Source organism: Gracilimonas sp. BCB1, assembly GCF_040117685.2.
GTDB lineage: Bacteria > Bacteroidota > Rhodothermia > Balneolales > Balneolaceae > Gracilimonas.
Window position 1 is genome coordinate 110,890 of record NZ_JBEDYP020000010.1, and the last position, 18,978, is coordinate 129,867.

General features: G+C 44.0%; 13 protein-coding genes. 1 reads left to right on the top strand and 12 read right to left on the bottom strand.

Translation table 11 applies throughout. The features are described 5' to 3' along the window. Position 1 precedes the first annotated feature (1 nt). The 8 genes from ABFW99_RS05500 to ABFW99_RS05535 are packed head-to-tail and all read right to left on the bottom strand — an operon-like array spanning position 2 to position 14,153. A complete protein-coding gene (locus ABFW99_RS05500; RefSeq protein ID WP_349355160.1) occupies positions 2–910 on the bottom strand; it encodes a glycoside hydrolase family 17 protein in 909 nt (302 codons plus the stop codon). Positions 911–957: 47 nt separating this feature from the next. Then, positions 958–2,388: an MFS transporter gene (locus ABFW99_RS05505; protein WP_349355161.1), complete on the bottom strand. Its 1,431-nt coding sequence runs from the start codon at positions 2,386–2,388 to the stop codon at positions 958–960. Positions 2,389–2,422: 34 nt separating this feature from the next. Beyond that, positions 2,423–3,883 carry a glycoside hydrolase family 30 protein gene (locus tag ABFW99_RS05510; protein ID WP_440707444.1) on the bottom strand — a complete coding sequence of 487 codons (1,461 nt, stop codon included), beginning with the start codon at positions 3,881–3,883 and terminating at the stop codon, positions 2,423–2,425. Between the two features lie 54 nt (positions 3,884–3,937). Then, a complete protein-coding gene (locus ABFW99_RS05515) occupies positions 3,938–5,227 on the bottom strand; it encodes a glycosyl hydrolase family 17 (protein ID WP_349355163.1) in 1,290 nt (429 codons plus the stop codon). A 16-nt stretch (positions 5,228–5,243) separates the two neighbouring features. Further along, on the bottom strand, positions 5,244–8,657 hold the full coding sequence (locus ABFW99_RS05520; protein WP_349355164.1) for a hypothetical protein: 3,414 nt from the start codon (positions 8,655–8,657) through the stop codon (positions 5,244–5,246). A gap of 51 nt (positions 8,658–8,708) precedes the next feature. Continuing rightward, complete coding sequence (locus ABFW99_RS05525; protein ID WP_349355165.1) at positions 8,709–9,533, bottom strand: glycoside hydrolase family 16 protein; 825 nt, start codon at positions 9,531–9,533, stop codon at positions 8,709–8,711. Between the two features lie 42 nt (positions 9,534–9,575). Further along, positions 9,576–11,003 (bottom strand): Ig-like domain-containing protein, encoded by a 1,428-nt coding sequence (locus tag ABFW99_RS05530; RefSeq protein WP_349355166.1) that lies wholly within the window; start codon positions 11,001–11,003, stop codon positions 9,576–9,578. A 15-nt stretch (positions 11,004–11,018) separates the two neighbouring features. Beyond that, complete coding sequence (locus ABFW99_RS05535; RefSeq protein ID WP_349355167.1) at positions 11,019–14,153, bottom strand: glycoside hydrolase family 2 TIM barrel-domain containing protein; 3,135 nt, start codon at positions 14,151–14,153, stop codon at positions 11,019–11,021. A gap of 422 nt (positions 14,154–14,575) precedes the next feature. On the opposite strand from ABFW99_RS05535, the gene ABFW99_RS05540 reads away from it, so the two are divergent. Further along, on the top strand, positions 14,576–15,148 hold the full coding sequence (locus ABFW99_RS05540; RefSeq protein ID WP_349355168.1) for a hypothetical protein: 573 nt from the start codon (positions 14,576–14,578) through the stop codon (positions 15,146–15,148). A 7-nt stretch (positions 15,149–15,155) separates the two neighbouring features. Here ABFW99_RS05540 and ABFW99_RS05545 read toward each other — a convergent pair whose 3' ends face one another. The 4 genes from ABFW99_RS05545 to ABFW99_RS05560 form a co-directional block, all read right to left on the bottom strand. Then, positions 15,156–16,016 carry a hypothetical protein gene (locus tag ABFW99_RS05545; protein ID WP_349355169.1) on the bottom strand — a complete coding sequence of 287 codons (861 nt, stop codon included), beginning with the start codon at positions 16,014–16,016 and terminating at the stop codon, positions 15,156–15,158. 208 nt (positions 16,017–16,224) lie between these two features. Then, the gene (locus ABFW99_RS05550) at positions 16,225–17,001 is read right to left on the bottom strand and encodes a hypothetical protein (protein ID WP_349355170.1); all 777 of its coding nucleotides are present in this window, start codon (positions 16,999–17,001) and stop codon (positions 16,225–16,227) included. Between the two features lie 141 nt (positions 17,002–17,142). Further along, a complete protein-coding gene (locus ABFW99_RS05555) occupies positions 17,143–17,514 on the bottom strand; it encodes a hypothetical protein (RefSeq protein WP_349355171.1) in 372 nt (123 codons plus the stop codon). A gap of 100 nt (positions 17,515–17,614) precedes the next feature. Beyond that, positions 17,615–18,826: a TlpA family protein disulfide reductase gene (locus ABFW99_RS05560; protein ID WP_349355172.1), complete on the bottom strand. Its 1,212-nt coding sequence runs from the start codon at positions 18,824–18,826 to the stop codon at positions 17,615–17,617. Positions 18,827–18,978 lie beyond the last annotated feature (152 nt).

Sequence of the window (18,978 nt, forward strand, 5' to 3'; positions counted from 1 at the left end):
CCTAATATTTAAGTTTTCCGTCTTTGTCCCATATTCCCCAGCAGGCTCCTACTTCCCCCTCAGCTCTCACTTTCCAGGATTCGTCAAATGAGGAGAAGTAAAAGCTTTCAATGCCCTCGTCCTGTGTCCACAGATTAGCGTTTATGAAATACTTCATGGCATTAATTTTGGATGGATTAGCTCCTCCCAACGATTCTCCCTTACTTGGCCAGCCGGTTTCAGAGATAATTACCTCTTTACCGTTTGCGATCTCTTTTACCTGGTGGTACATCTGTCGCATGTGCTGCAGAGAATCTTTATAACTGGTGCCTTCCCAGAATGGATAGCAGTTGCAGAGTATAACATCACATAAAGCCGTTAGCTGTGGCCGCTGCACGAACTCGTAATATGCGTCTACGTAACCGACCGGAATGTCATTAGGTATTCGCTGCTTTACTTCTTTGATGTATCCGAGTAATTCTGACTCTTCAAGGTCTTCCCTGTAAAGTACTTCATTACCAACGGCTGCAATGTCAACTAACCCATCCTCAGTCAGTCTGATCAGATTGTCGATTTCCTGCTCGTTCTTCTCTTTATCATCACCAAGCCATGCTCCTACAAGAGTTTGAATACCCAGATCAGTCGCAACTTTTGGAATGTGCTCATTACCTTCGATACATGAGAATGAGCGAACCCAGTCGGTATGGGGTGCTATGACTTCCATTCTTCGCCGCACCTGCTCTTCGGAAATACGATCACCCGGTTTTTGGCCTTCCTCATATAAACTAAAGCACAAACCATGAATACCACTGTCCAGCACCTCCCGAAACAGACTGTCAATCTCGTCTGCCGGCATTTCGTCCAGATAGCTTAGCTTTGGTATCAGGTTTGATTTTTTGTAACTCAGAAATTGTTCTTTTCTAAACGACATTTTTCTTATTCGATATAATTATTCTTATTAATGCTTATCTGAACAGATCATAGCTCTCCGCGCCTGTCCACTAATGTCTGTTGAATTTCTTTGGCCCTTTCTTCCGTTAAACTGTAACTGTACATCACCCATATGGCCATAGCAGCCGTAATTGCGGGTATTGCTATATCAGCTATCCTCAGGTTTGTCATGGTTTCAGCCGTTTGTGTGGCCGCATTTTGATCAAAACCAACCAATTCCAGTACCAGGCCTCCAAGTACAAGCGCCAATGCCTGCCCAAGCTTCACCATCCACCAGTAAATAGCCCCGAAGGTGCCTTCTTTCCTGGGCATGCCATTCTTAAGCTCATCCAGATCGCACACATCTGCCGTCATACTCATCATCAGTGTAAATAAGCCGCCAAGTCCGAAAGCCATAAATGGAATGGGCATGAATAGCAGCCATGGATTTTCGGGGCTGAATCCCCACCATTTCAGTATATATCCAACAATGGAAAGAGCCGTTGATATGATGAAGGCTTTCCGTTTACCGAAGGTATCCGATAGCCAGGAGACGATTGGAATCACCAGAAAAGCAGTAGCTACAGCGGTAATGGTTGAGAACCAGGCCGGCCAGTTACCAGCAGCTCCGTAGTCCCCGTTAAACATGTAAAAAACGATGATAAAGTAACTGAAGGAGGCTACGAGTTGAAAGCCATTAAACACTAGGAAAGTAGCCGCACAGAGTTTCATGAACGGCTTGTTCTTAGATACAAGTACTATACCATGGAACAGCTCTTTTAAGTTCTCAAATGATTTTTTAAAGGTGATTTCCTTCCGGTTCTCCATTTCAGCATCATCAAAGCCTTCACAAAATATAGCGGGCAAAAGCCCAAGGGCGATGCAAATCCCTCCTACTATCACGGATAACTGCCGAACCCCTGTAGCCTGATCTGCAAATAAATCCGGATTCGCGATAAGTACCCAAAACCACGGTACAATCATCCAGGCGATTTGTCCAACAGTCTGTGAGAATGCCATAAGATGAGTTCGCTCGTTGTAATCGGTCGTCATCTCGTAACCCAATCCGATCAGCGGCGTCGCAAACATCGTGTTACCCACCAGAAAAACCATCGACATAATCAAAAAATACCAGAAGTTGTATGCCTGGGAATTTGTCTCATCCATTTGCCAAAGCAGAATGAAAAAGAGCCCGCTTAGGATAGCACCTACAAAAATGTACGGCCGGCGGCGACCCCATCTGGATTTAGTATTGTCAGAAATGAATCCCATAATTGGGTCCGTCAGAGCATCAAAAATGCGCGGTAAACCGCCAAGCAAGCCAGCCAGGAATGGGTTCATCCCAAAAGCGGTAAGCAAAAAGAACATAAAGACCCCTAAAGCCCCGGGTAGTAAATTAAGTACCAGGTGACCTGCCCCAAACGAAGCCTTTTGCAGTAAAGGTACTTTATCTCTATTTGCTGTTTGATGTGCTGACATTCGCTTCCTCAGTTATTCCGTGATTCCTTTCTTCTCAGTTTTGCTTGATTAGAATAGTTTGTATAGCCTGCCCTGGTATTTCTATTACTGATGAAGCACCATTCAGGCCAAGCTGTATTACTTTGTCAGTATTAGCCTGATTAAGAGCTACCACCGCTATACTTCCGTCAGGGTTTTCGGCAGCCGTAAGCATTAAGCCATCAGTATTGGTTTGATCTGATAGATTGTGCTTAATTCTTTTTGCACCGGGGCGGATATATTTACTGAAATGCGCCATGGTGTAATAAAGCGGGGTGTAATACACTTCATCGGCCTCCGGATCTACAATCACAGGGGCTGTACACCAGTTCTCAGCCCAATTTGGTCCACCCTGTCGGTCAAGAACCATATTCCAGTCGATCCAGCCGTCCACCCAATTGTTTAAAGTCCCGATAATATCTCTGGCATACCTGTAAACAGGCACATATTTGGGATGAAGATGCTTTCTGTCTTCCGGAGCCCAATCCCAGCCCCAGTCCGTCGCTTCTTTCGACCAGTACCAGTCATCGTCTTTCCATGCCGGAATCTCCGCATCTACGGTAGCTTCGGTTTGGATCAGATACTTGCCGGGGGCTTTTCGGTGAGCGTACTGCAACTCTTTGGCAAAAATCTTGTATGTGCTGGCGTACCAGTGCACGGCCGTTCCGTCATAATATTTGGCCGTCTCTTCATCATCGTACATGGCGTCCACCCATTCAATCAATTCTTCATGACGGTTTTGGTCGTACCCAAGAATGTTGATTTCAGAATAGCCATCTTTTTCCAGCTGTGGCCCTAAATGCCCCTTCACAAATTCATTCATTTCTTCGGGTGTGAAGTGCATACTGTCCCAGTTGCTATCGTTACCCAAAGGTTCATTTTCTACGGTTATCCCCCATACATCTATCCCTTCTTTTTTGTAAGCAGTCAGGTACTTTGAGAAGAATAATGCCCAGGTGTCGTAATACTCAGGAAGTAACTTTCCACCCTTCCAGTCGTTGTTGTCTTTCATCCAGGGCGGAGCCGTCCATGGAGAGGAAATAATCTTGAAGCCATCCCGGGATACAGCCATCGCATCTTTGATCATCGGGATCAGATCATCCCGGTCTTCTTCTATGGAGAAGTTTTCAAGGGTACGATCGCCCGGAACAGGCGCATATGAGTAATTACCCAGCGAAAAGTCACTGGAATTCATATGCGTTCGAGTGAGTGAGTAACGTGCTCCGGAATCCCCGAAATAGGCTTCAAGAATTTCATTCCTGTTTTCGTCGCTAAGTTCATTAAGCAGATAAGCACTCGCCTCAGTAAATGAACCTCCAAATCCGGTAATTTCCTGATAGGTTTCATCAGGATTTAAGATCACATTGATAGAAGCTTCCTGGTCTGTGCTTCTTTCAACCAGTGATAGTTTCTCACCATTGCGGGAGGTTTCATATATCTCTGTTTCTAGCGTAGTATTGTTTGTGCAAGCAGCCATGAGAGTTGCCAAGAATAGAATTGAGATGTTACGTGCCTGAGTAATCATATCGAGTTAATCCTCTTGCTTAATAGCTTCAATTTCTGCGTCGATGGGCGGTACCATCACCGTTTTCATTAACTCATCACGATCACCATTAAATGTTTTGGTGATTGGTTTACCATCTCTTGTCAGCCCATCAAAAACCCCGGCATCCACCTCATCCCACATCACATACTTTGCTTCAGATTGCAGGTTGATGAGCCCGAAGTGATTCTCGGAGCCGAGCTGATTTGCTGCATCCTTCCATTTCTCGTCAAAAGCCTCGAAATAGAACACAGAGACACCATTCTCTTCCGACCATTCCCTAATCAGTTCGTGATAGCGGGCCATTTTAAATTCGTCGGTGGCTTTGGAGCCATCTTCTCCATAAAATCCGTTAGAAACGGTTGCCCATCCGGTTTCCCCAATATGAACCTGCTTATCAACTCCCTGCTCATTCATGTATTCTACCACACTTTGGTACTGAGAAACCGAGTAGTCCAGCGATCTTTGCATCGCATTCTCTATTTTCTCCATATCGCTGAGGTCTTCCTCGTCATCCCTGACTCCCCAAAAATCCGGGTTATAATGGGTGTCGTGCATGGGATAGGTATGCATGGATATGTAATCCACAGCTTGAATCAATTTGTTCAGGTCTTCTTTGTGATAGCTGCTGCTTCCCCCTCCCCACGATGCAAAATTATCTGAACTGGTAATCCAAAGGTCTTCAGGAAGTTCACCCTCCTTTTTCAGTTCCTGAAGGTGATTCACCCACTGTAGAATAATGCCCGGCTCTACGTAGTAATCGGTTTGCCAGTGCACCATAGCCTCATTCCCTACCGCAATTATCTTAACGATATCAGGATATTCGGCAGCTAATTTTGCAGCCCGATCAATCTCTTCAGCATTGCGGGGACTATTTTCATCCCTAATTCTTTCCGGTTTGTCCGTCCATGCGTTTTTGGCATCAATCCAGGCTCCCATCATAACATACATTTCAAAGGATGGGTCCTCTTCTTTCATCTCACGAATAGCCTGCAACAGCCGGGGAACCGCTTCCAGGTAAACGTTATAGGTTCTAACGATTTTGATTCCCAGAGCAGAAAGCAACTTCATGTCTTCTTTCAGGTCGGCAATGCTTGGCACACTATCACGGGATATATCGCGATACCCGCTGTATGAAATGGCCGGATAGTTAACCGGGTCGGAAAGTAATTCTTCAGCTGTAATGTTCTCAGATTTCATAGTTTCTTCTGATTGATCGGTACAGCTCACCAGAAACAGGCTTAGTAAAAGCAGCAGGTATGTGAGTGATTTGCTCATGTCGATCAATTTGGAGTTATCGGAGTTGGTTTTTATTCAGATTCACGGATACCTGGCGTATCTCGCCATTGCGCCCGAAAATTTTACCTGAGGTTTCCTTATCCAGCTTCAAGGACTCGTAGTTTTTCCGGGAGCCGTCGTTGAACTCAATGTGTATGCTTTCAGAGTCTGAAATAGAATAGACAACCGGAACCTGACAGTAGGTAAAGGCAAGACTTTTCTCAGGCAGCTCGATCAGGTTTTTGGCATTTTCCGTTGTAATGGCTTCAAAGGTAGATTCACCGGATATAAACTCATCCTCTTTAAGAAGAAACGGATCAAAACCAAGCATACCGTCCCGTATGTTTATCCCCAGTTCACCTATTCGCACCAGAATATCTTCTTTAACCTGTCCGGTCATACCGGGCTGTTGTGCTCCCCGGTGCCAAGGTGTATGAGAATAAGGGTCGGTTGGAAAAGCACCGTATTGCTCCGGCGATTTATGGATTCCTATTCCTTTACCAATTTCGTCAAAGTGTTGGCCTAATTGTTGTCGGGTCCGTTCGCTTGCTTCTTCTGAATGGGCTTTCTCACACACTTCGTATACAGCCAGATGAAGCTTTGATACCATGTGCCAGTAAATGGAGCCCAGACCTTCGTAGGCAAAGAAAGTTCCTGACCTGCCGGTAAATGCTTTATGATTAAAAACCTCTTCAAATATACTTAAAACAAGCTGCTCGTCTTTCTCTGCTAAAGAACCATACTTTGAAGATTTTAAATTCTCAAATGCTGAATTCAAGTCACGGGCATTCTTAAAATTCCCGTTAAAATGGTACCCGCCTTTTACATCTTTATTGATAATCTGCCGGTCATCATCCTCAACTAATTTCATTAATAGCTTGGATTTTTTGAAAGATTCTTCAGGAATATTATTTCTCTCCAGAAAACCCGGTAAGTCTTTGTTCGGATACAGGAGATAGCTTTGCTGATCTTCTCGATATAACGCACTGTTCCTGAGTGCATCCAGTAGACGGGCTGCATCTTCTCCACTTAAGTATCCTGAACTTAAAGCCGCAACCTGACCTTCCAGCATTTCCTCGAGATAGGAAATTGAAATACCTTCCTCATCCATGCTCATAAGATTATAAGCATGGTATAATCCGTCTTCCCGCTCATTCGCCTCTATAGTGTGCTCCAGGTAAGCAAGAGAAGTCGATATAAAGTCAGATATGTCTTTCACAGCTAAAGCGGATTTGTCCCCCGAGAAACCCAATGTGTAAATTTTATTTCGATATCTGCTATGTGCCCTCCCGAGTTCTTCTGTAATCAGCTTGCGATCTGCATCACCGACATGATCGCCAAGTACTTCTTTCTTCGAGTCTAACACTTCATGAATTCCGACAAAGAGTTCTTTCAATTCATCGGAAACCAGTACATCAGTATGGTCTGATTTTTTGATCAGTGGCTCCATAAATTTCATAAAGCGCCGGAGGTAATAGAGAGTAACCATTGACACTCCGTTACCCACCAGGGCATTGTTTGCATCATTCCACTCCGGGCGCTGGGTGTTCATCCATATTCCGGCTTCAGGAATGAAGTTGGATACTTTGGTAAGTACCGTTGCCAGTATCTTTTCCATAAAGTTTACCCGGTGGATATCCTGCTTTTTACTGCTGAGCAACGCTCCGTCGGCACCAAGTTCAGCGACTTTTTCACGGATTGCCGCATCGGCTTTCTCGTCAAATTCGATGGTGTTTTTGGGGTCTTTCGCTATTTCCCGATAAGACTTGATCCTGTATGGTATATTCGCATACACAAAAACATCATCGTTAAACAAATCTCTAAGGGCAGCCGGATTATGACTATGGTAAAACTCCAGAAACTTCAGCAGATAAATAATTTGGTGGTCTCCCCAGTAACCGATGTATGACCATGGATCTTCAGGATCAGAAATTTCCCAATCAAAACCATCCTTGGTTACCCGGTATGGGTTATAGCCGTCAAAAGTGGAGGCGTTCAGGAACTTGAAAATCATTCCTTCAATAAAACCGGGATAAGAATGTGCCAGCGCTTCCCAGTTTTGAAATATATCTCTCCAGTTACCCTCGTAATCCAGAATTTTAGAGCCGTCAATTTCACTATGTGTATTAATAGAAAACTGGTTCCAGGGTCGGCTCGGATCCCCATGCCTTCTGCTGAACTTGAGGGGCAAATACTCCTTTCCGAGCCTTACAAGGTCGGGATCATTTGATGCTGAAAGCTTTTCAAAAAGGGTTTCCTTATCGAAATTTAGCTCCAGCTCATCTATAAACGTTTGATTTGCGTTGAACACTTTCTTGCTGGCATTCTGCAAATACTTCGAAAAGTCTTCTTTCTCAATTTCGTAGTTGTGATCAAAAGTACCTCCCCGCATGATATTGAAGAGTACATTGGAGTAATGCCGGGCATTTTTAAGTTTATCAGAAGATTTCTGAAAACCGTCGGCTCCGGCCACAAGTTCTTTTAGCTTATCCGTCCCTGCTTCCACATCCTGCATCACTTTTTCTTCCAGGTCGTCATCTTCCCGTATAGCCGTATCTAGTGCGATAACCTGAGGGTGATTTTGGTTCACATTAGCAACCATAAACCAATCTTTAGAAGAACCGGCCTCCAGCTTAAGGTCTGATACTACAAAGTATGCCCCTTTCTCTGCCTTAACGTCCTCTTCCTGCTGAATGGCTTCCTGATTTCGGAATTTCTCTAACTGCAGAGAGGACAATAAATAGGTTGGATCTTCCAGTCCTTTCGACCATGCCACATTGGCTTTCAACGCCTCGCTGGGTTCAGCTTTATCAACAATGATGGCGCTAAGTGCGTAAATACCCAGCCCTGTTTCAGGGTTGAGTTCACTACGTTTGTAAGCATCAACTAGGTTACTGGACTTGTTTTGAAGGTCGCTACTCACTCCGTGTGGCATTATATTCTGCATACCGTCCAATACCCGCACTTTTACCTTAGCGGAGGTATGATTTACAAGAGAAGCCTTCCTGACAAAACCAAACAGGTTACTTGAATTCCATTGATATCTGAATGTTAATCCAAGATCTTCATTCTCCTCTTCAAACAGGATTTTATTACCGTATAGGTTCTTATATACATTACGGGTAACTCTTAATCGATAGGCATTACGCTTAGAAAACGGTTCCCAGATCATCTTTCCGGATTCCCTTACAACCTGAAAAATTGTTTTACTGCCTGTTGTGTGAGCAAGCTCCGTAATTTTATCATCCGTGTTATACGGAAACAGAGCAAACTCAGCATTCTTGCGGCCGGCTGTTACCCCTCCGTTACTTGAAATAAACATCCAGTGGTTCGAGTTACTGACCACACTCATAAAAAACGGACGCATTGAGGCGGAATCAGAAATTTTGAACCATTCTTCGTTATATAATTCTTGTTGGGTAATCGGCACTGCTTAAAGCTCTGTTTGTTTTTTGTTAAAGTTATTTGAGTCAAAGAGGTGTTATTCGGAGTACACTCTCACATAGTCTACATACATGGTTTGCGGAAATGGGGTACTACTATTAGGAGGGCCAACAAAACTTCCTCCTACTGCTACATTCAGAATCATGTAGAAGGTGTTGTCATTAAATACCCACTCCCCACTCACGTCATCCGGGGTAATCTCATTGTACAGTTCATTATCTACATAGTACCTGATGAAGTCAGGACCCCATTCAATCGCAAAGACATAGAAGTCTGTATCAAACCTGCCATTGTCGAGACGGTAAGAATCCGTTACCGCTTGCCCGGCTGAATAACCGGGTCCGTGAACGCTTCCGTGAATGATGGTAGGCTGCTGGCCACGATACTCCATAATGTCAATCTCACCAATCTGTGGCCATACAACTGAACCTCCTGAATCATCCCCAAGCAACCAGAATGCCGGCCATATACCCTGACCAAACGGTAACATAATGCGTGCTTCAAAACGGCCATAGGTTGTTTCAAAAATATCGCGGGTCAATATTTTGGCAGAGGTGTAATTTGATCCTTCATATGATTCTCCTCTTGCTGTAATTTCCAGCATGCCATCACGTACCCTGATATTTTCGGGACGATCTGTATAATATTGCAGCTCGTTATTCCCCCAGCCGGGCACGCCAAAAATCTCTACGCCCGTCCCGATGTCGAAATTCCACTTTTCAGAATCCGGGCTGCCCTCCGTCTCAAATTCATCCTCCCAAACCACATTGGTGTAGGGCTTTTCGGATGCGTTGTTATCATCACACCCGAAACCCAGTGATCCAATTAGTGCAACGGTTATGATTAGCCGGAAGGTTGCCATATCTAAATGATTTGCGTTGAACAATGAATTCCTCTTCTGGTTTTACTGATACATGTAAATGTTATCCACGTAGATGGTAGCGCCCTGAAGTGCAGGTCCCTGATCTGAATCAAATACTATTTGCCCCAGGTTCGATTTATTGGTCATACCTGAGATATCAAGTTGGATGGTAATCCACTGTCCGGATACCAGTGCCGGATTACTTCCGGTATTTATTACCGTGGATGCAATGGTATCGTCGCCTCCTCCAAATGAATCATCAGCTCCAAAATCCCTCAGGTTAACTGCAAAGGCTGAACCTGATGGCACATCGTTAGGCAGATAGATATCTACACTAAGCGTATTCATATTGCTGGCATCTATAGTGGGCACATTCTGATTGAACTCGATGCCTACAAAATTGAAGTTCTCGTAATTCAGCACATTGTCGCCATTCACCGAGAAATCGTTGGAGGTTGTAGTCTGGAACGGTGCGTAGAAACCATTGTAGAAATCAACGGGAACGTTCTCATAAGCATCACTGAAAATAGATATCACGTTATCCGGATCCTCTGTAGGGGTTGGAGCTGGTGTAAAAGAACCGATTGATTCTACCGTCAGAGACCCATCGGCATCAATACCATTAAGGCTTGCGGTGATTTCTGCCGTACCCTGCCCTACAACCGAAACTGTTCCGTTACCGTCAACGGTAGCCACATCAGTGTTTGAAGAGCTAAAGCTATAGTAAGCAGGGGCTGCACCCACCGTTACGTCCACTCCGTTAGCTTGATTAATTGTGAAGGTAAGTCCTGGTATCTGAATAGTTGTACCTATAAATGTAGTTTGTGACTCATCATTCCCATTGTTAATGGCAGGGCGGGGTTGTGCAATAGTGCCAAGGTTTTCGTACTTCAACTCATCTACCCAAAAAGAATAACCGTCTCCACCTTCAGGGCCTTCTGCATACCAGAACATCCCCTGCTCTGCAGTCAACACAGAAGCATCAGGAATTGGAATGATGTACTTTTGCCAGTAAGTTGCCAGCCTGAGTCCACTACGAACGACCTGATACTCGTTACCCATAAAGTCTTGCCCAAACCCTATTTCATTGACTGTTCCAGCCGTTGTAGCTTTGGCGTAAAAGGTGAGCGCATTGTAGCCGGTTAGGTCACGCCCTCCGTTTTCATCCCGAAATATGGCACCTGAATAGGAACCGGAGGGATTTCCGACATTGGGGATGTCGAAACGCATGGAAGACTGACTGTTATCATAAGTAACATCCTTATCTACGCTGAAAGCATCCTGTTTAGAATCAGCAAAGGGGAAGTATTCCAGCCCCGAGCTAAAACCATCAATGTAAACTTCAGGATTAGTGGTAAAACCCGGCTCTTCAAGTCCATCTACGGAGCGTTCACAACCTGTTGCCAAAAACATGATCAGCAAGCTCGCGAGTATCGTACGTTGGGTGCTTTTAAAAACCATTGTATTCATGTTATCAGCCTCTGTTTAATTGGTTATATCAATTTGGATGTATGTTCTGAACTCCCATTCCGTACCGTTATCAAATCCTGGAGCCGTTGGATCAGGTACTCGTTCCCCGCTTACATTGGTTGTGTAGGTTGGGGCATATCGTGGCGAGAAATCGTTTAGCGATCTCCAGGTTGCCCGGATCCCCATCCTGGTGGATGGAAGATTGAACCAGTCAGGCCGACTGATGTAGGTTGAGATATCTGCCATCAGCTGCAGCGGGAAGGTCAGGTTAAAATCACGGTGGTAATCATAGGGTCCCCAGTCATTAACTTTCACAAATGTACTGGCCTTAAGATTCTTGTAGATCATGCGTACATCACCTCCAAAACGGGTAATGAGCCTCGGGTCACTACCTCTTGCCTGTGCATCACCGCCATACAGATTGGCGATAAACCCAAGATCCCTGCTTACTTTTGATACGATGCGTGTGTTTACTTCCCAAAGGTCTCTGGCAGGAGGTGCTCCGGGAAATGGGAAAAATGTTCGGCCATCAGGCAGAATACCGACGGCAGCGTCCTGCGTTGTAGGTAAGTGGCGGAACACAAAACCAAGGCTCATCGCAAAGCCGGCATCTTCTGCAGCATCGTTATTCCATTCGTACATGTAGGTTCCGGGAGTTGGATCGTATGTCAGCAGTAATTCCCCTGAAATCTGCTCCCTGTTGGCCCGCACGATAAACGGATCAGACAAAATATTTCGAGGCCTGGCCGGGGCGTCAACATCAGAAGGAATAGGGCCTTCAATAGGTTTTTGCCATAAGAAGTTGGGGGCAATCTGCAGGTTACCCAAGTTATAAGTGAAGCCTGAGAGCACATTATACTGATTCCCGCTGCCGCTGTCCTTTAATCGCCATCCTGTGAAGGTCATAGTTTGATCGGCCCCGCCATTGGCTACAAGTCCCATAATGGCAGACTGTGCATACCAATTGAACAATCCTTTGGAGTAAGTGACCTTAACCTTTCCTCCGAAATTGTCCATAGTACCGATTTCATCTACATAAACATTGTAGCTGCCATCAGGTTGTTCACGGACCAACTGAAACTCCCTGCCATTCAGCGGCTGGCCGGCCCAGATACCACCCAATTCTAACCCAAAATTCCCAAAATCGCGGCCCGCATACAGGGTAAACCTTCGGGTTTTTGGTTGAGGAATTGCAAAAGAGCTTCCGGTTAGCCCCTGTCTCTCAATATCTTCATGATAGACTCCGGTTAGGTCAGTTTGGCCTATGTTTGTAGAATATTTAAGTAATACTGACGGGTTGGCTCCCCACCACAACTGCGGACCAAATGCTAGTTTAAAGCCTTCAAACATTTTCTTCCCTTCCGCCTCAAATCCAAAAGGTGCAATACCATTATAGATATCAATCTGATCTCCATAGTTGGCTTCCGGGTATAGCCCAAAAAAGTCTCCTTCATATCCCCAGTGATAGTGCCCGGTTCTATAGAATCCGTCTATATTGAAATAATCCTGATTCCAGCTATAACTGGCGCTGTATATTTGAACGCGGTTTAATGATTCTACAGTAATAGCTTCATTCTGCCCTAACAGTTCTACTGCCCTTCCACGATTCTCATAAAAAATTTCATCTATTGGGTTTTCAGCTACGTTGCCAAGAATGTTCGTCACAACCTCTGCTCTCATATTCGGGCTGGGTTTAGCCTCAACGCCGATAAAGAAGGATTGCATGTGATCAAAACCAAGTTCATCCGGAAATGCAATTCGGTCCAGATCTTCATCTGAAGGCGTGGTTATGAGGCTTCCGCCTGTATTAAACGTTTCGAAGGTAGCAGAGAAACGGCTCAGCGAAATAAGGTCTGAGCTACCGGCAGCACTTCCTGATGATTTAGTTCTAAGAGTAGCATCAATGATTGAAACATCGGCAAAGTGTTCTTCTAAAGTCGTTACATTTACTTCATCCGCATAAGGGTCAAACTCATGAATATCTTTCAGCACATAATAAGCGGCTCTTGGATAAAGCTCATAAAAGCCCGCCAATGTAGTCGGACCTTTAGCCATGATACCAAACCATTCCTCATTCATGTTATTCTGCCCTTCTGCAAAATCAAACTGGTACCCGCCGTTAGCCCAGGAAGCATTGGTGTCGTGCACGTCAAGGTTTTCGGTTTGGCCATACTTCCACCAGCCGTCACTAAACTGAAAAGTAAAACCACCTATTGAGTTATCACTTCCTCCTAAACCTGCGGCGTTGTTGTAAATTTCTTTCCAATTGCTGTACAGGTACCTGGCCTGGGCTGCCTGAGCCTCTTGTAAGGTTCGGGCATTGAATGCATCAGAGCCGAATTCGGTAAGCAGAACCGGCTTATCATATTCATTGGCTACTCTTTCATAAAGATCCGTGAAGGTCATTCCACGGTAGGTATTTGTACCAAAAATATCGACATCCGGTGCCAGTTCAACGATTAAATCCAAGAATAGAAGATCTCCGTTACACATCGCCACGGGGCGGCTATCATCAATTTGCTTCATCGCCACTGCTGCTTCATTAAACAACTTGTACATTGCCCGTGCCCGAATGGTAGATTTTCTGTCTTCGATTGGAATGTCTTCCGTTTCGGCTCCTCCCCAGAAAAGCCCGTAGTTATTTTCATTGCCTAACAGGTAAAGCAGCAGGCCGGGAGTCCCTTTATATTCTTCTGCAAGTGTTGTAACCTCATCCAGTAATAACTCTCGTACTCTTTCATCTGAATACTCGGTGTTTGCCATCCATGAACCGTCGATAGTGAGTCCATATCGGCCAAATGAATGATTAAGCATCGTGTAGATGCCGTAATTTTCATAGATATAGGTGATCCACCGCTTAGGAATACCGGTGTAAACCCGTATTGCATTTACCCCCATATTCTTGAGCAAAGACATCTCGTAATCAAGCGCCTGCTGTATAAATTCAGGAGACTGGTTCCACAGACTGTAAGCGTAATTGGTTCCGCGGGGAAAATAATCCCAGTTCATTCCATTAATGATCTGAGGTTCACCGTCGATAAGAAGTGTCCACTCTTCGTTTGTTTTTTGGACTTTTACGTTTTCAGATTGTCCAAATGCCAGAGTCGAGGCAAATAAAAAGACAAGTATTAGAGAAGCTGTTTTCTTCATTTTATTCCTTTCTATTGATTTCTGGTAACAGACAAAAAGTGGTAGACAATCATTAATCGTCCGAATTAACTGCGCTAACTATAGTCCTGTAGAGTGCGAATGGCAATATTAACAATGTATATACAGGAGCATTGAAAGCGCTTTTCTAAAGCCTAAAGGTGGGTATTTCGTTCACAGACACGATTTTTATGTTGTCAAGCGCGCTCTCTTCATTCACGAATAAAATTTTACCTGTATATACTTTATAAAGGTCTGCTGTTTACCAAAAGAACCAACCGAATAACAAAGAACGGTCATCTAATCGGAAGTTTAGAATTATTGTAAGAGCATAATGCAATCCAAAATCACGCTTGAATCTTTATTGGAAATAATCCCGTAGAGCTTTACTCTTTTACTGAAATGCTCTTTTAACCTCTCCCATAATGAACAAATTCTTACTGATATTTTTTTTCACTTTTATATTGAGCTTACCCTGCCTTGCTCAATATAGTTTCGAACCTTCTCCTGCCAACCCCTATGGCACATTAAACCCTGAAGCCCCTGAACAGGTTGGAGATTTTGAAGAACTGATTGGCGAAAGTTCCTGCACTTCTCAAAACCGGGCTGCAGATGGTTCCTGGAATGATGCGGTATCTATGACCTGGACTTTCAAGTATATCATGAACGGGATGGCGGTACAGGACGAAACCCTTAAGGAAGACGGCGCTCATTCGGGAAGTATCAGACAATTTAATGCAGACAGTGCCAAATGGTATGTGCATTATTATTCTTCAGGTTCGGCACCATCTGTTTTACCGGCATGGGAAGGCTCTAAAAGTGAAGATAGCAGCATCGTTCTTTATCGCGAACAGGCCGCTCCCAATGGCACCGAGGGATTCTACCGTCTTACATTTTCAGAAATAACCGATGAGAGTTTTGAATGGATTGGTGAGTGGGTTAATACCACAGAGACCTTCACTTATCCCACCTGGAAGATATCCTGTAATAAACTATAGAGGCAGGCTAATTATTCTGATACAGATTGATCACTTCTGAGGGGTTCATATTCTCAAGCATATCCCTTCGGCCAAGCTCACTAATGAAATCTTCAGTTACTCCATTAGCATGGAGGGCTATAATCCCTGAATAATCCAATTCTTCCAGGTAGTCGTACCTGCTAAGTGTACGTAGATACCCTAAAGGAACTTCATTCGCATATAATCCAACAACACCGGGATAGTCTAAATTTTCGAGTAAATCTACCCGACTTAACCCCCTTAGGTACTCTCCGGTTACCCCATTGGAGTACAACCCGATAACGCCCACGTAATCCAGCTCATCCAGATAGTCAATGCGTTGCAGTGTTCGGATATACTCGGCCGGCACACCGTTGGCATGTAAACCAATAAGTGCAGAGTAATTTAATTCCTCAAGAAAATCGGCGCGTTCCAGCTCACGCATATACTCCACAGGCACCTCGTTTTGATACAATGCCATAATTTGATTCTGGTCCGGGGTTTCATCAAAATCAAACGCGTCAACGTCATCAATATACTCCAGTATTCCCACAGATAGACCCGACGGATTTTGTACAACTTCAGTCACCTGTCCACTATTTCCTGCTATTCCCAGTGTTTCAAGCGGCTTCCAGTCGTTAAACCATAAAAAGAAAATCACCAAAAATACACCTAAAACAATGGTATCCCTTTTCAGGGTGCCCTTTTTAGTATCGTTGAATTCCGGGCGGACGTAATTCAAAAATCCATCCTCTTCCTGAGGACCTTCACCTCCGGAGCCGAAATCTATTTCCGGATTCTGTTGTGCATCGTTGTTATGCAGATGATTCTTGATACGATTGCTATGTTTGTCTTTTTGGGATGACATGTACCGAATGTATGAATTGCGGAGCTAAGATTGTACCAAGGAAAACCTATTTCTTTGAGAAGCTCTGAAAGACTTCGCTTGTTTACCTGAATAGAATTGAGCTTGTATATAAAACGGCACCTGAGTTAACCCTTTCGTCTATCGCAAATCGGTAATCAAACTGTCGCAAATCAATCAGAACCGTGATAATCCAATTTACGAATAACGTTTATTGAACTTTCGCCCACCCCTCGGTATGTGAATTATAAATCCAGGTCATTGTATCACCGTCAATTTCAACATCCCAGGAATCATTTCCGGAGTTTACGTTCAGCTCGGGTGCGTTATACTCATATTCCATTTCGTAAGAAGCTTCTCCGGTTGGATATCCGGTTATCACTTGTTGAAAGGTGTTTGAATTTTCAGCAAAAATTACTTTTTCTGTCAATTCATTTACTTCAGCACCTGTCTCTAACATGGTACTTTGCAGATAAGCTGTATAATTAGTCTCCCACGTTCCTTCCAATCCACTTCCTGATGAGCCTCGGTTAAATACCCGCGCCTGAGTAACATTTAAAGTTCTACCTTCTACCGCAATTCTCGAATCAAAATAAGGCTTGTAAACATTACCATCTATCGGGTTGCAGGCAAATACCAGATTAGCCGCCTCGACTCTCAGGATTCCATCCTTCACTTCATATGTACCTTGTACTACTTTTTCCAGATACATTTCATTGTCATACTCCTCATCACATACAGTGTAGGTTATAGTTTGTTCGCCTTCTGCTGTTTGTATGGTTCTGCTCCTGGCTTGAATCGTTGAATCGGAATAAGTGCCATCGGCATTAAAAGTCCGGATTGTATTTTCCAGCTCCCATTGCCCTTCAATTTCAGACTTCAGTGCAAGATCTTCTTCATTCTCCTTTTCATCATCAGAAAGACTATTGGAGCAGCTTGCAGTAAATACTAGGAATAGCGATAAAAAAATTAAATTTATGATCTTCATAACTCTATGATTTTGTTAACCCCTTACACATTACTCACACTATATATAATTGCGGTGGCAATATCAAATAGAGGGAATTACCCATCATAGAATTGAGAAGCTACCCTCAAGAAAAATTAAACACTGAGTGGACCATTCATCCTACTGTTTAATTCTCTTCACCATTCTTTTGACAGCTTCTTCAGAATCAGGAATATTTTCTTCTTCTTCGTTGAGGTAAAGGTCTATCGTTTCTTCATCCTCCCCGGCTTGAATAGCGTCCCAGGCTTCGCTCGTTACAATAGTCTCCAAATTTTCTAATCTGCTTAGAATTCGCTCTTGCTGTTTTTCACTTCCCTCCAGCGCGTTGATAATAGCTTTGAAGTCTCCCTTCATCACGGAAGTTGATTCTTTTAAATTGCTTTCCATACTCTGCATCTGACTTCGATTTTTGGCTCCTATGTAGATCATCCCGAAAAGAAAGATAGACGTAATACCGGCGAGCGCAAGAACTATGAGTGTAGCAAAGGACATAAAAATATGGATTATTGGCTATTGATTCAGTGGATATAGTATACAAAAGCTAAGGGAATCTCGCGTGCAAGGAAGCCATATTCGAATAACGATTAACGAACTACTTACGCGTCAGCTCTTCAACGATAGCATTAAATCGCTGATCGAAATCCTCGTAGTAAACACCTGTTGCCGGACCGGTAAAATAGCTGTGTACATACCGGGCATAGCCCTTTTTATCAATGAATATCAATGTTGGGAAAGCTACTATTTCATCCATAAATGAAAAGGCCTCAGCTGCTTTGGTTTTTGATAGAGAGCCACCGAGAATCATTTTATAGGGTACATCAAGGCGGTCTTTGTAAGTTTCAATGCGATTCAGCCCGTAGGCAGCCGAGTAATTCGCTTCGTAGTTCACCGCCAGTATTTCCACGTTTTTATCCGGATTTTCAGCAACCCATTGTGTCAGGTACCGGGTTTGATCCTGACTGTTTGAACACCAAGTTCCCATTAGCTGAACGATAAGCACTTTGCCCTCATATGTATCCGGGTTGATCTCCTGATGAGCCAGAACCGGTAGACTTTCCAGATCCGGTTTTATATTCTTGCCGGTTAAATCGACCATTTCAAATGGATCGGGAAGGCTTGCTGAATCATCCCTGCCTGCAATCCATGGACGTGAGTATCCATTATCCAATACCAGTTCGCCGCTCCACCTTTTATCACTTTCAGAATAGGTTCCTCGCAGCAGAAAGGAATGCACTCCGTCAAAAGTTGACAGCTCTATGCTGTTGCCTTCCACCTTTCCTTCGAAAAACCGGTAATCACTCACTTCCGTCATAATGGTGCCGGTCACCCGATTTCCACTCTGTTCAAACAAACCCACCGCGGGATATTCACTACTTCTGCCCTTATTAACAGTCATATCCCAGCGTTTTCCCACTTCTATGGGGTCTTTCTCTTCTTTGACATTATAGCGAGGTAATCCATATTCCGATCTGAACGGGTAGCTTTGATTCCGGTAATGCTTAAAAAGCCTCCCTTCCATCCTATCAGAACCTTGTTTCATTTTCAGGGTGATATCGAAACCAAACATGGGAATAATCAGGCTGTCGTTTCGGACGGTTGCTTCCAGTGTAGCCCGGTCTTCTCCATTAATAAAAGTGAATTCTGGTGATTCGGAATCCTTAGGGTAATGCACCTCAAACTGAAAAGGGATCTCCTCATTACTATATACAATGGTTCCTTTCCAGATTCCTTCTTTTGGAATTTGGGCGGCTGCGAATGATTGGAAGGCAATGAGGAATAGAAATAGTACGGCTATATTTTTCATGCGGTGAATATAGCTAATTCAGGTTGAATAGCCATTGATGATCGGATAGAAAGCAGGTCCCATTTAAACATTAGTGCTTATTACGCGAAGCCCTGAAGGACTTCGCTTGTTTACCGGAATAGATGAGTGGCAATAGGTAGAATAGTACCTGA